This window comes from Mangrovimonas yunxiaonensis, from assembly GCF_000733475.1.
Classification (GTDB): Bacteria; Bacteroidota; Bacteroidia; order Flavobacteriales; family Flavobacteriaceae; genus Mangrovimonas; species Mangrovimonas yunxiaonensis.
In genome coordinates this window covers 61,832-75,453 of the sequence record NZ_JPFK01000008.1, presented here as the reverse complement: position 1 = coordinate 75,453, position 13,622 = coordinate 61,832, and the positions used below count along the sequence as shown (strand labels likewise).

The 13,622-nt window shown below is 37.8% G+C and carries 14 protein-coding genes; 7 read left to right on the top strand and 7 right to left on the bottom strand.

Translation table 11 applies throughout. The annotated features are described in order from the left end of the window. The 4 genes from lpxA to IA57_RS11220 form a co-directional block, all read right to left on the bottom strand. The coding region (gene lpxA, locus IA57_RS11235; RefSeq protein WP_036123642.1) for an acyl-ACP--UDP-N-acetylglucosamine O-acyltransferase at positions 1–552 on the bottom strand (552 nt) is incomplete at its 3' end. 4 nt (positions 553–556) lie between these two features. Beyond that, entirely contained in the window at positions 557–1,963 is a 1,407-nt protein-coding gene (locus IA57_RS11230) for a bifunctional UDP-3-O-[3-hydroxymyristoyl] N-acetylglucosamine deacetylase/3-hydroxyacyl-ACP dehydratase (protein WP_036123639.1), read from the bottom strand. Then, a complete protein-coding gene (gene lpxD / locus IA57_RS11225; RefSeq protein ID WP_036123636.1) occupies positions 1,950–2,978 on the bottom strand; it encodes a UDP-3-O-(3-hydroxymyristoyl)glucosamine N-acyltransferase in 1,029 nt (342 codons plus the stop codon). Before lpxD ends, IA57_RS11230 begins: the two co-directional genes overlap by 14 nt. 23 nt (positions 2,979–3,001) lie before the next feature. Then, positions 3,002–4,231 carry an HD domain-containing protein gene (locus tag IA57_RS11220; protein ID WP_036123634.1) on the bottom strand — a complete coding sequence of 410 codons (1,230 nt, stop codon included), beginning with the start codon at positions 4,229–4,231 and terminating at the stop codon, positions 3,002–3,004. A gap of 37 nt (positions 4,232–4,268) precedes the next feature. Between IA57_RS11220 and porX the strand changes: the two genes are divergently transcribed. The 5 genes from porX (at position 4,269) to IA57_RS11195 (ending at position 8,776) form a co-directional block, all read left to right on the top strand. After that, the gene (gene porX / locus IA57_RS11215) at positions 4,269–5,819 is read left to right on the top strand and encodes a T9SS response regulator signal transducer PorX (protein ID WP_036123632.1); all 1,551 of its coding nucleotides are present in this window, start codon (positions 4,269–4,271) and stop codon (positions 5,817–5,819) included. A 93-nt stretch (positions 5,820–5,912) separates the two neighbouring features. Further along, positions 5,913–6,320, top strand: a complete 408-nt coding sequence (tsaE, locus tag IA57_RS11210) for a tRNA (adenosine(37)-N6)-threonylcarbamoyltransferase complex ATPase subunit type 1 TsaE (protein ID WP_036123629.1) — start codon at positions 5,913–5,915, stop codon at positions 6,318–6,320. A 246-nt stretch (positions 6,321–6,566) separates the two neighbouring features. Then, complete coding sequence (locus IA57_RS11205; protein WP_036123626.1) at positions 6,567–7,109, top strand: hypothetical protein; 543 nt, start codon at positions 6,567–6,569, stop codon at positions 7,107–7,109. A 64-nt stretch (positions 7,110–7,173) separates the two neighbouring features. Further along, positions 7,174–8,373, top strand: a complete 1,200-nt coding sequence (locus tag IA57_RS11200; protein ID WP_036123622.1) for an alanine dehydrogenase — start codon at positions 7,174–7,176, stop codon at positions 8,371–8,373. Positions 8,374–8,389: 16 nt separating this feature from the next. Beyond that, on the top strand, positions 8,390–8,776 hold the full coding sequence (locus IA57_RS11195) for a hypothetical protein (RefSeq protein WP_036123619.1): 387 nt from the start codon (positions 8,390–8,392) through the stop codon (positions 8,774–8,776). Positions 8,777–8,784: 8 nt separating this feature from the next. Here the strand turns inward: IA57_RS11195 and IA57_RS11190 are convergent, their stop codons facing one another. Beyond that, positions 8,785–9,963: a proline dehydrogenase family protein gene (locus IA57_RS11190; protein ID WP_036123663.1), complete on the bottom strand. Its 1,179-nt coding sequence runs from the start codon at positions 9,961–9,963 to the stop codon at positions 8,785–8,787. A 99-nt stretch (positions 9,964–10,062) separates the two neighbouring features. On the opposite strand from IA57_RS11190, the gene aroB reads away from it, so the two are divergent. Beyond that, positions 10,063–11,130 (top strand): 3-dehydroquinate synthase, encoded by a 1,068-nt coding sequence (gene aroB / locus IA57_RS11185; RefSeq protein ID WP_036123617.1) that lies wholly within the window; start codon positions 10,063–10,065, stop codon positions 11,128–11,130. An 81-nt stretch (positions 11,131–11,211) separates the two neighbouring features. Further along, positions 11,212–11,508, top strand: a complete 297-nt coding sequence (locus tag IA57_RS11180; protein WP_036123614.1) for a hypothetical protein — start codon at positions 11,212–11,214, stop codon at positions 11,506–11,508. Positions 11,509–11,581: 73 nt separating this feature from the next. Here the strand turns inward: IA57_RS11180 and ychF are convergent, their stop codons facing one another. Together ychF and IA57_RS11170 are read right to left on the bottom strand one after the other, a co-directional pair. Further along, positions 11,582–12,676, bottom strand: a complete 1,095-nt coding sequence (ychF, locus tag IA57_RS11175) for a redox-regulated ATPase YchF (protein WP_036123611.1) — start codon at positions 12,674–12,676, stop codon at positions 11,582–11,584. A gap of 110 nt (positions 12,677–12,786) precedes the next feature. Then, positions 12,787–13,617: a hypothetical protein gene (locus IA57_RS11170; RefSeq protein ID WP_036123608.1), complete on the bottom strand. Its 831-nt coding sequence runs from the start codon at positions 13,615–13,617 to the stop codon at positions 12,787–12,789. Between the last annotated feature and the right edge of the window lie 5 nt (positions 13,618–13,622).

Genomic DNA, 13,622 nt, shown 5'->3' with positions numbered 1-13,622 from the left:
TGGTGGGGGAGCCGCTTTCACAAAAGGTGGCACGTCTTTTCTTACCAAAGATCCACCTGTTACAAAGGCATGATTGCCAATGGAGCAAAATTGGTGTACAGCGGTCATACCTGCTAGGACCACATAGTCGCCAACGGTAATATGCCCTGCCAAGGTAGAGTTGTTAGAAAAAATGCAGTTGTTGCCAACAATACAATCGTGGGCTATATGGCAATAGGCCATGATTAAACAATTATCTCCTATTACGGTTTTCATTTTATCGGTTGTACCACGGTTAATGGTCACACACTCTCTAATGGTTACATTGTTGCCTATTTCAACAGTGGTATCCTCATCGTTGTATTTTAGGTCTTGCGGTACAGCCGAAATGACTGCTCCGGGAAAAATGTTGCAGTTTTTTCCAATGCGAGCACCTTCCATAATGGTTACGTTACTTCCTATCCAGGTACCTTCGCCTATAACTACATTATTGTGAATGGTTGTAAAAGGCTCTATTACAACGTTTTTGGCTATTTTAGCGCCAGGATGCACATATGCTAGTGGTTGATTCATAAACTTATTTTACTTTAGAAATTTGGGCCATTAATTCTGCCTCGGCACATAATTTCCCATTAGCGTAGGCATAGCCTTGCATGTGACAGATACCGCGACGGATGGGAGATATTAAATCGCACTTAAATATTAAGGTATCTCCAGGAACTACCTTTTGTTTGAACTTGACATTGTCTATTTTCATAAAATAGGTCAGGTAGTTTTCTGGATCTGGAACTGTGCTCAATACTAGAATACCACCTGTTTGCGCCATAGCTTCTACCATTAAAACACCTGGCATTACCGGTGCACCTGGGAAGTGGCCTGCAAAGAAAGGCTCGTTCATGGTCACGTTTTTCATTCCTATAACTTTGGAATCTGTTAGTTCGAAAATTTTATCGATTAACAAAAAAGGTTGCCTGTGCGGCAGCATTTCCATAATCTTGGTAACGTCCATTAACGGCTCTTGATTAAGGTCGATATTAGGGACGTTGTTACGGCGTTCGTTTTTTATAATTTTGGAAAGCTTTTTGGCAAATTGTGTGTTTATATAATGTCCTGGTTTGTTGGCAATAACTTTTCCTTTAATTCGGGTTCCTATCAAGGCCAAATCGCCAAGTACATCAAGAAGCTTGTGTCGTGCTGCTTCGTTGGGATGGTGCAGGGTTAAATTATCTAAAATGCCGTTGGGCTTAACCGAAATAGACTCTTTATTAAACACCTTCTTTAGTTTTTCTATGGTGTTTGGCGAAATCTCCTTGTCTACATAAACAATGGCATTGTTTAGATCGCCGCCTTTTATTAGACCGTGCTCTAAAAGAGTTTCAATTTCATGTAAAAAGCTAAAGGTACGCGAATCGGCAATGTCTTTTTTAAAGTCCGATACATGCTTTAAGGTAGCGTTTTGGGTGCCCAATACTTTGGTGCCAAAATCGACCATAGTAGTAATTTGGTAGTCATCGGCGGGCATAACCAATACTTCGCTCCCCGATTCTTCATCGGTATACGAAATAACATCGGTTACCACATAAGCTTCACGAAAAGCGTCTTGCTCCTCGATGCCTGCATTTTCTAATGCTTCTACAAAAAACTTGGAAGAGCCGTCCATAATAGGGGGCTCAGAGGCGTCTAGTTCTATAATCACATTATCGTAATCCAAACCTACTAAAGCGGCTAAAACGTGCTCTGATGTTTGAATGGTTACGCCGTTTTTCTCTAAGCAGGTGCCGCGTTGCGTGTTGGTAACATAGTTGGCATCGGCTTCGATTAATGGTGTGCCCTCTAAATCTATTCGCTTAAATGCAAAACCTGTATTTATTGGTGCTGGCGTAAATGTTAGGGTTACATTTTTTCCTGTATGTAAACCAACTCCTGTTAAAGATACAGGCGCCTTTATAGTTTTCTGTTTAATTTCAGTACTAACTATTCCCATTGACTTTTTTTTCTATATCGTTTATGCTTTTTACTATTTTGGGGAGGTTTTTAAAATAGACGTAAGATTTGTTAAAATCGCCATAGTTTAAGGCGGGGGAGCCTTGTAAAACCTCGTTATCCTTAATGTTTCTTCCTATTCCAGATTGGGCCTGTATTTTTACATTATTACCTATAACAATGTGCCCTACAATACCTACTTGCCCGCCTATTTGGCAATTTTCGCCAATTTTTGTGGAGCCAGCAATACCGGTTTGGGCGGCAATAACTGTATTTTTTCCTATTTCTACATTATGGGCAATTTGTATTTGGTTGTCTAGTTTTACACCGCGGCGTATTACTGTAGAGCCTAAGGTTGCACGGTCTATGGTGGTTCCTGCTCCTACATCTACAAAGTCCTCTAGTATAACATTGCCTGTTTGGGGTACTTTGCTGTACTCGCCATTTTCGTTTGGAGCATACCCAAACCCATCGGCACCTATAATACATCCTGAGTTAACAACGCAATTCTTTCCTATAATACATTCTGAATACACTTTGGCTCCAGAAAAAACAATGGTGTTATCGCCTATAGATACATTGTCGCCTATGTAACTGTTTGGAAATATTTTTACGTTGTTGCCAATGGTTACATTTTCACCTATATAAGAAAAGGCGCCAATATAAATATTATCGCCTTGGGTTGCTGTTTCCGAAATAAAGCTAGGTTGCTCTACACCTACTTTATTTAGTTTTACCATATTATAGTACTCCAACAGTTTAGAAAAGGCCTTGTAGGCATCGTCTACTTTTATTAGGGTTGTTTCCAGGCTATTTTCTGGCTCGAACGTTTTGTTAACTATCGTTATAGAAGCTTTGGTGGAATATATATAAGGTTGGTATTTAGGGTTTGCCAAAAAAGTTAATGCCCCTTCGGCCCCCTCTTCAATTTTAGAAAGTTTAGAGACTTCAACATCTGGATTTCCAACGATATCGCCCCCTAAAATTTCTGCTATCTGTAATGCTGTAAATTTCATTCTTGCAAAAATATGAAAAATTGTTAAAGTTTTGGTTTTGGGTAGCAGATATAATATTTGGTTACGGGCTTTGAAAGCGATTTTAGATTAAAATGATCCGAGGCCCGTACAATATCGCCTGTTTTGCCGTTTTTATAAAGCATGTTAATGTTTTGGTCTTCGGTTCGGTAAGCCTGATTGGCAATATCGCCTGCAAACACAAAATAGGCGGCCTCTTGTTTTGTTATTTGATAAGCTTGCATGAGCTTGTCTACTTCTTTGTCTAGTTTGTGCTCTTTTATCGGTTTTTTCTTGATTTTAATTTTTAACAAATCGCGATTAACAATCATGCTACATAAGTTACTTAGCACAAAATCGTCGTGGTATTGCCATTCTTTCATGGCGGCAACAATATCGCAATCGTCTAGTCTGGCAAAAACATCCAGTGTGTCTTCGCTAAAGTCCTTTAGCGTAATGTCGTTGTTTAAAAAGTACATTAAGGCTGAGCTTGCATGAAGTTTTTGGTTTGCTTTTACAAGCTCCTTGGCGCGTTTTAGCACCCTTATTAAAAGTTGCTCGGCCACTAGGCTGGTTTTGTGTAAATATACCTGCCAATACATTAGCCTTCGTGCCAGTAGAAATTTTTCAACACTATAAATTCCCTTTTCCTCGACCACCAATTTTTCATCAACAACATTTAGCATGGTTATTAGGCGTTCGCTATTTACGTTGCCTTCTGCCACACCAGTATAAAAACTGTCGCGCTTTAAATAGTCGGCACGGTCCATATCCAACTGCCCAGAAATTAATTGGCATAAAAATTTACGCGGATATTCACCTTTAAAAATGTTAATGGCCAGCGTTAAACTTGAGTTAAATTCTTTATTTAACTGTTCCATAAAAAGCAATGAAATCTGCTCGTGGGATACGCCATTTACAATACTGTGCTCCATGGCATGCGAAAAAGGGCCATGCCCAATATCGTGCAATAAAATAGCAACATAAAGGGCATTTTCTTCATCTGATGAAATGTTAACCCCTTTAAAACGAAGCACATCAACCGCTTTTTTCATTAAATGCATGCAACCTATGGCATGATGAAACCTAGTGTGGTGCGCACCGGGATAAACCAAATACGACAGCCCCATTTGGGTAATGCGTCGAAGTCGTTGAAAATATTTATGCTCGATTAAATCGAAAATGAGCGAATTGGGAATCGTAATAAATCCGTAAATTGGATCGTTAAATATTTTAAGTTTGTTTTGTGTTTTCAAACTTTATCGGTTATACTTTTAATTTAAACAAATATACATGAACAATATAAATATTCTTTGGATTGATGATGAAATCGATCTTTTAAAGCCTCATATCTTATTCCTTGAACAAAGAAACTACAAGGTTACCACCTGTAAAAGCGGCACTGAAGCTTTAGAGGTTTTAGAAGACCATACGTTTGATATTGTTTTTTTAGATGAAAACATGCCCGGACTAACAGGTCTGGAAACTTTAAATGATATTAAGGCCAACCACGACACGCTTCCTGTTGTAATGATTACCAAAAGCGAAGAAGAGTACATCATGGAGGAAGCCATTGGAAATAAAATAGCAGACTATCTGATAAAGCCCGTTAACCCCAACCAAATTTTACTCAGTTTAAAGAAAAACCTAGACCATTCGCGGTTGGTTTCGGAAAAAACCACCTCGAACTACCAACAAGAATTTAGAAAGATTGCCATGGACCTTACCATGGTAAACTCGTATGAAGATTGGGTTACGCTTTATCAAAAACTGATTTATTGGGAGCTTCAATTAGAAGGCATTGAAGATGTTGGTATGTTCGAAATTTTAGAATCACAAAAAACAGAGGCTAACATTCAATTTGGTAAATTTATAGACAAGCACTACCCCACTTGGTTTAATGGCGACTCGGCGCCAATCATGTCTCACACCCTTTTTAAAGAAAAGGTTGTTCCACAAATTAGTAACGAGCAACCCACTTTGCTGGTTGTTGTTGATAATTTAAGGTACGATCAATGGAAAGCTTTCGAGCCCGTGCTAAGCCCCTACTATAAAAAAGAAGAAGAGACCGCCTATTACAGTATCTTGCCCTCGGCCACACAATATGCTCGAAATGCTATTTTCTCGGGTTTAATGCCAGCCGATATGGAAAAACTGCACCCAGACCTTTGGAAAAACGATACCGATGAAGGTGGCAAAAACCTCTATGAAGATCAGTTTCTAGAGGCGCAACTAAAGCGTTTAGGACTGTCGCACCTAAAATACGAATATCACAAAATCACCAATTTAAAAACAGGCAAAAAACTAGTCGATAATTTTAAAAGTCTTAAAAACAACGACCTTACCGTTGTGGTATACAATTTTGTAGACATGCTTTCCCACGCTAAAACCGAAATGGATGTGGTAAAAGAGCTTGCGGCCAACGACAAGGCTTACAGATCGCTTACCGTAAGTTGGTTTAAAAATTCGCCCCTGTTGGAAATGATTCAGCAGGCCCAACAATTAGGGTTTAAGCTTATTATAACCACAGACCACGGCACCATTAACGTAAAAAACCCCTCGAAAGTTATAGGCGACAAAAACACCAGCCTAAACTTGCGCTACAAAACTGGTAGGAGTTTAACGTTTGACGATAAAGATGTTCTGGAGGCCAAAAATCCCAAAACCATCCATCTACCGGCTATAAACATGAGCAGCTCGTTTATTTTTGCCAAGAGCGATTTGTTTTTTGCCTACCCAAACAATTACAACCATTATGTTAGTTATTACAGAAATACCTACCAACATGGCGGCGTTTCTTTAGAGGAAATGATTATTCCGTTCATCACAATGCAGCCAAAATAATTCTATGTAATGCAAAAAACATCGATGAAATGCATTATTTGTTGGTTTTTCTCATTAATTATCACTATACTTGCATAGTAATATAAAAATGTATTGGAGTTAATCTATACCATTTCAGAAATAGAGGATGTTGCACAAAAAGTGCTTGCAAACCTCAAGACCAAGACCATATTAATTTATGGCGAAATGGGTGCCGGCAAAACCACCTTGGTAAAAGCCTTGGTAAAAGCCTTGGGCAGCGAGCATGAAGCAAATAGCCCCACCTATTCTATTGTTAATGAATATGAGGGTTGTGGTGAAACCATTTACCATTTCGATTTGTATAGAATTAAAGACTTAGAGGAAGCTTATAACTTTGGTATAGAAGATTATTTGTTTTCCGATGCATGGGTTATTATAGAATGGCCAGATTTGGTAACAGATTTAATAACAACATACGACATTATTAACATTACGCATAACAATGAAAATAGTAGGAATTTAACCATAAAGCATATGTAAGCACAATAAAATCTACCGAAAAAACCATCCGATTACGGAAAAACCGTAATTAAAAAATGAAAAAATTGCGATTTTAACATAAATTTAACATTTGGTGATGGTACGATAACAGTTCTAAACATACATTTGGGATGTATTAATTAATTAAATCCCTTATAATTATGAAAACTAAAAAGTATGTTATCGCAATTGCAATTTTCGGTGGAATGTTATTTACAGCTCAAGCTACTAACTTAATTGACCTTAATGAGCAACAAAGCACACAAATCGAAAAAAGCAGGATTAAAGTTCCAACGCACGGATAATAAAAGTGTTATTATAGGTACAATATTAGCTACATTTATAGCTTCTACACCCTATTTATTTTATCTATATGAAAGTGTTCCAGATGAAAAAGTTTGGAACACTTTTTTATTTACTTATACAAGTGAGTATTACCAAAGTGCTTTTGTTACAGCCTGGACTCTTACAGGTAAAGTAATCCCTTTATTATTACTTTTTATTTGGTTTTTCACAAACAGACACTGGTGGTATCATGTTTTATTGATACCAATTGCTATGTATTGTTTTCAAATTTTCACTATTTTAAATGATGATGTTCAATATATAGATAGTAATCAAATTCTATATTTAATTCCTTTAATGGCAATCGTTATTCCTTCAATCTATTTAATTCGTGCTCAAATTTTCAATCGACTTAATACTGTTAACAAATCCCTAGAAGAGTTGGAGGAAGAGTTTAAAATTAAGCCCAAGACCTTATGGGGTAAAATAAAGCAGTATTTTTAAGCATGACCTTTAAAAGCTTAAAATTAATTTGTAATTTGAGAGTTGATTTTTAAAAAGGCTCCGCATGTCAAAACCTTTATCGCCATTTACCAAGCAGCAATTAATTCCGCAGGAAGAGCGTCTTGAAATACTTAAAAGCAAAAGCGCCTTATTTATAGGTATTCCTAAAGAAACCGCCTTTCAGGAAAAGCGAGTTTGTCTTACACCAGATGCTGTTTCGGCCATAGTAAGCAACGGTCATAGGGTACTTATGGAATCGGGTGCCGGGAAAGGTGCTAATTTTAGCGATAAGGATTATTCTGAAGCCGGAGCGGAAATCACCAAAGATGCGGCCAAGGTTTACGCTTGCCCCATGGTTTTAAAAATAGAGCCCCCTACTCTGGACCAAATTAAATTAATAAATCCACAGGCCATTTTAATTTCGGCACTACAGTTAAAAACCCAATCAAAAAAATATTTCGAAGCCCTAGCAGCCAAACGCATTACAGCCTTGGCCTTTGAGTTTATTAAAGATGACGACGGTGCTTATCCTGCAGTTAAATCGTTAAGCGAAATTGCTGGCACCTCTTCTGTTTTAATTGCTGCCGAACTATTAAGTAACGTTAACGATGGCAATGGTTTAATGTTTGGCAACATTAGCGGCGTTCCCCCTATTGAGGTGGTTATTCTAGGCGCAGGAACCGTTGGCGAGTTTGCAGCTAGAAGTGCACTGGGGCTAGGAGCCAATGTAAAGATTTTCGACAATTCCATAACCAAATTAAGAACCATACAAACCCATTTAGGACGGGCCCTGTTTACATCAACCATTCAGCCTAAAAACCTTTTAAAAGCTTTAAAACGTTGCGATGTGGTTATTGGGGCTGTTCGCGGTAAGGACAGATCGCCAATTATTGTTACCGAAACCATGGTCGAAAGCATGAAATCTGGATCTGTAATTATTGATGTTAGCATTGACATGGGTGGGTGTATAGAAACCAGTGAAGTCACCACCCATAAATCACCAACGTTTATAAAACACGGTGTAATACATTATTGTGTGCCTAACATTCCGGCACGTTTTTCCAGAACAGCTTCAATTTCAATAAGTAATATGTTTACGCCTTATATTTTAAAAATAGCCGATGATGGCGGTTTAGAAAATTCGCTTCGTTTTGATCGTGGTTTAAAAAACGGGTTGTATTTTTACCACGGCATTCTCACCAACAAATCGGTAGGAGAATGGTTTGATTTAAAACATAGCGATATCAATCTGTTGATATTCTAAACAACATTACCACTTCATGAAATTAATACATAGAATAGGTTTTTACCTTGGCGGATTCTCTATAGGATTGGTGTTTTTATTTTTCTTTTTAAACGGCAAAAAGGTGTCTTGCGATTACGGCCCCGAAGCTAGGGTGAAAAAAAACATCAACACCAAATTGGTAACCTATGCCCCAGAAGTTAAGGCCAAGGTGTTTTCAGGCGATTTAGATTCGACCACCATAAAAAACCTCCTTTTAAAGGGTGACGTTATTTTTTCTAAAAGTCACCCTAGAGAAACCCCTTGTGGGATATATTATATGGAAGGACAGCTTGATAGTAAAACAGCCTCCCTACTTGTTGAAAACTGCGATAGCATTGCTACCGTTAAAGCGTTTAACTGGGCACAAAAAATAAACGACTAGCATAACGCCTACTGCGCTGCTTGTTTTCGGCGTGTTTTTTCTGCGTCTAAAAGTGTTAATTCGCGACCAGTTTGACCAGCAACCGATGTGTTTTCTTCGGCACGTCTAATCAAGTACGGCATAACATCTTTAACAGGGCCAAAAGGCACATACTTTGCGACATTGTAACCATGTGCAGACAGGTTGAAGCTAATGTGATCGCTCATGCCATAAAGTTGACCAAACCATACTCTGTTATCGGCCTTGGCTATTTTTTTCTCTTTCATCAAGTCCATAACCAAATAGCAGCTCTGCTCGTTGTGTGTTCCTACAAATATGGAAATGGTGTCTAAATGGTCTAGGATGTATTTGGCAGAGTTATCAAAATTAATGTCGGTGGCTTGTTTGCTCTCGCAAATAGGCGTTTCGTAACCCATTTTTAAGGCACGCTCGTTTTCTTTTTCCATATAAGCCCCACGAACAATCTTATATCCCAAGAAAAAGCCTTGAGCCTTTGCTAATTGGTATTGCGCTTCTAAGAAAGCCATTCTGTCGTGACGATACATTTGTAAAGTGTTATAAACAATGGGGCGCTCGGTATTGTAGCGTGTCATCATTAACGTTACCAAATCGTCTACAGCGTCTTGCATCCAGCTTTCTTCTGCATCAATAAGAATTTCAACATCTTTTTCCTTGCTTAAACGGCAAACGGTATCGTAACGTGCTACAACGCGATCCCATTCTGCCTGCTCGTCGTTAGTTAACGATTTGCCTTCACTTATTTTCTGGTACAAATTAAACCTTCCAAACCCTGTGGGCTTAAATACAACAATAGGCATGGCCGCTTTATCGGTAGAAAAGTGAATGATTTCGACAATTTTCTGCATGGCATCATCAAAATGCGCTTCGTTGTCTTTTCCTTCAACAGAGTAGTCCAAAACAGAACTTACCCCTTTGTCGTACATGGCATCTATTACGGGCAAACAGTCTTTGGCATTTACACCGCCACAAAAATGATCGAAAACGGTTTTTCGAACAAGTCCCCATACTGGTAATTTTACCTTTAGAGCAAAATGGGTTAGGTGGGTTCCTACTTTAACAAAACGTTCGTAGGAGATCATCTTAAACAGAACATACGCTCTGTTTAGCTCGGCATTGCTTTTTAACGCAAAAGCAACCTCCGTATTATCAAAAATATGCTGTTTCAACGTGTCAAATAATTTACTTTTGCAAATATAGTTAGAGGCGCTCATTTTTTATAAAAAAACGTCTTATTTTCACACTTATTTTTTACGTTTAACAGTATTATGAATTCAATAGAAACCAGCGGCTGCGCAATTCACTTTAATAACGCTTGTTACGAGCACATAAGCCAGTTTTTAACAACCACAACACCCTCCAAAATTTTTGTTTTAGTCGACGAAAACACACACCTGCATTGCCTGCCTTATTTTCTTGGGCAAATTGGAACATCGTTGCCCATTGAAATTATTGAAATTGATGCTGGCGAGCAACATAAAAACATTGAAACTTGCTTAGGTGTTTGGGAAGCTTTAACCGAGCTCGGTGCCGATAAAAAAAGCTTGATGATAAACTTAGGGGGCGGCGTTATTACAGATATAGGCGGGTTTATTGCCTCGACCTATAAACGAGGCATACCTTATATAAACGTCCCAACCTCGCTTTTGGCCATGGTAGATGCTTCTGTTGGGGGTAAAACGGGCGTTGACCTTGGCGGGCTTAAAAATCAGATTGGCGTGATTAATTCTGGTGCTATGGTTTTGGTCGATACGGCTTTTTTAAGTACCCTTCCCGAAGCCCAAATGCGATCGGGATTAGCAGAAATGCTAAAACACGGTTTAATACAGGATGCAAGTCACTGGCAGGTATTTGAGGCGCTAGAAGAAATTACCAAGTCCGATTTTGATACGCATATCCGACAGTCAATTTTAATAAAAAAAGCGGTTGTAGACGAGGATCCTTATGAAAAAGGCCTTAGAAAAATTTTAAACTTTGGCCATACCATAGGCCACGCGATAGAAACCCACGCTTTAAACCATCCCGACAAGCCCGAATTGCTGCATGGCGAAGCCATAGCCATCGGCATGGTTGTAGAAGCCTACATATCGCAGCAAGAGCTAGGTCTGGACCAAGCGGTTGTAAAAGAGATAAAAGAACGGATTGTTAAGATTTTTGGTCACCCCAAAATTGACCAAAACGATTTTAATGCTATTATAGCGCTTTTAAAGCACGATAAGAAAAACGAACATGGGCAGATTAATTTTGTATTACTACAAGCAATAGGAAAACCACAAATTGATTGCCATGCTGGTACTGAGCTAATTATAAATGCATTAAGCTTTTACAACGCATAAAACGAAACACTTTTTTTTGTAACTTTATAAAAATTGCTAAAGAAAACCCAAGCTAGTATTAACTAAAAAAAGGCTTTAGTGATGAAAAGAGTGATTGTTGACTATAAAAAAATAACTCCGGAAATTCTTGAATTGCTAAATCAAAAATTTCCTGACGGCTACAATGATGGGGATATCATAACGTTTGATAACCACCATAACGAAACTATAGAAGCTGTAGAAGTAAAAACGGCAGACTGCATTTATTTGGTTAAAATTAGCAGTAAACTACATTATACTATGGCTAATTTTTCTGTTGATGAACTGGAGGTTAATGATGACGGCCATATTATTCTAAACTACGATTTAAAAGAAGGTGTTTATGATGAAGAAGAATAGCCTCTTTCCAAACATAAAAAAACCCCTATTTTTAATTAAAAATAGGGGTTGGTTTTTTATATAAGAGAAACACTTACACGTTAAACAAGAAGTGCATCACGTCGCCGTCTTTTACAATATAATTTTTTCCTTCAACTCGCATTTTACCTGCTTCTTTAACCTTGGCTTCACTACCATGGCTTACATAATCGTTATAAGCAATAACCTCGGCGCGAATAAAGCCTTTTTCAAAATCGGTATGGATTACTCCGGCTGCTTGTGGTGCGGTTGCTCCAACAGTAACAGTCCACGCTCTAACCTCTTTAACGCCCGCTGTAAAGTATGTTTGCTGGTTTAATAACTTATATGCCGAACGGATTAATTTTGAAGACCCTGGTTCTTCAAGCCCGATATCCTGTAAAAACATTTGGCGCTCTTCATAGTCGTCAAGCTCATTAATATCGGCTTCTGTTCCAACAGCCAAAACCAAAATTTCTGCCTGTTCATCTTTTACGGCCTCGCGCACTTGTTCTACATAGGCATTGCCACTTACTGCCGAGCCTTCATCGACATTGCACACGTACAAAACAGGCTTGTCTGTAATAAACTGTAATGGCTTAACATACTCGTTGTAGTCTTCTTCGCTAAACTCTAACGCTCTAACCGATATTCCCGACTCTAACCCTTGTTTAATTTTTAACAAAACGGCTTCTTCTGCTTGTGCTTCTTTGTTGCCTGTTTTTGCTGCACGCTTAACTTTATCGAGTTTTTTCTCGGTAGTTTCCAAATCCTTTAGCTGTAGCTCGATATCTATGGTCTCTTTATCCCGAATAGGGTTTACATTGCCATCAACATGTACAATATTATCGTTATCAAAGCAGCGCAACACATGCAAAATGGCATCGGTTTCGCGAATGTTCGCCAAAAACTGATTGCCTAAGCCTTCGCCTTTGCTTGCACCCTTTACCAATCCAGCAATATCAACAATCTCTACAGTGGCAGGAAGAACGCGCTCTGGATTTACCAATTCTTCTAGTTTTGACAACCTAGGGTCGGGAACATTAACAACCCCTACATTAGGTTCTATCGTACAAAAAGGGAAATTGGCACTTTGTGCCTTAGCATTAGATAAACAATTAAATAAGGTTGATTTTCCAACGTTTGGTAATCCTACAATTCCTGCTTTCATTTAAAATTAAAGTTAAAAACACTCTACAACAAGTGCTGTTATTTTTGTAGCGGCAAATGTAATTAATTCTGTATTACAGACTGCAATAACAGTTAAATTTTAGCGTGTAATTATTTGTAGTACTCAATTTCTCTTTCCATAACCTTATGCAATTTTCCATATGAACGACACTTTTGTGTAATCCAGTTTCCAAAATCATCATAAATGTAATCGTAACTCCTTTTACCTATTAAATCCCCTTCATTATCATATGTATTAAGGCCTATTAAATTCTTGCCCGCATCGTACTTGTATACTTGTTTAAATTGGCTACCATCTTTTTTATCTTTCATAGTATGAAAAAACTTTCTTTTCTTATAAGCATATTTAGAAACAGTAAGCAGCTCTCCTTCTAGAGAATATTTAAAACGCTGTTTTAACTTTCCGTTTACATTGTACTCATTTATTATTCTATATCCCGAATTAAGCAATACATCTGTTACTGATTTTTCAATTACATTTCCTTGAGCATCATACTTTAATGTGCTATGATGAATTAGGTTGTCACCAGAATCATAAGTCTTGGTTTTAATTAGATTACCATCTAAATCATATTGGTTAATCCAATACCTTTCAATTTCATTGGAAGCAATTATTTTAAATCCTTTAGCGGAAATTCCTTTTTCATCTTTAATATAAACATTCTTATTAATAAGTGAACCGTCAGCATTTTTTCGACCAACTTCAATCATGTGGCCATTTTTATCAAAAACCATAAAACTGTAGGGGTAACTATTTGAGGCAAAAAGGCTGTCTCTATTTTTTAATTCCCCTTTTTTTAACTTATACTCTACTGTTTTAATATGCTTTTTTTTAGGTTTTACAGAATCTATTTTATCCTGTGCTAATAAATTGACGCTTGAAAACCAACTTCCTAGTATTATTAAAAAAATGTACTTCATAAAGT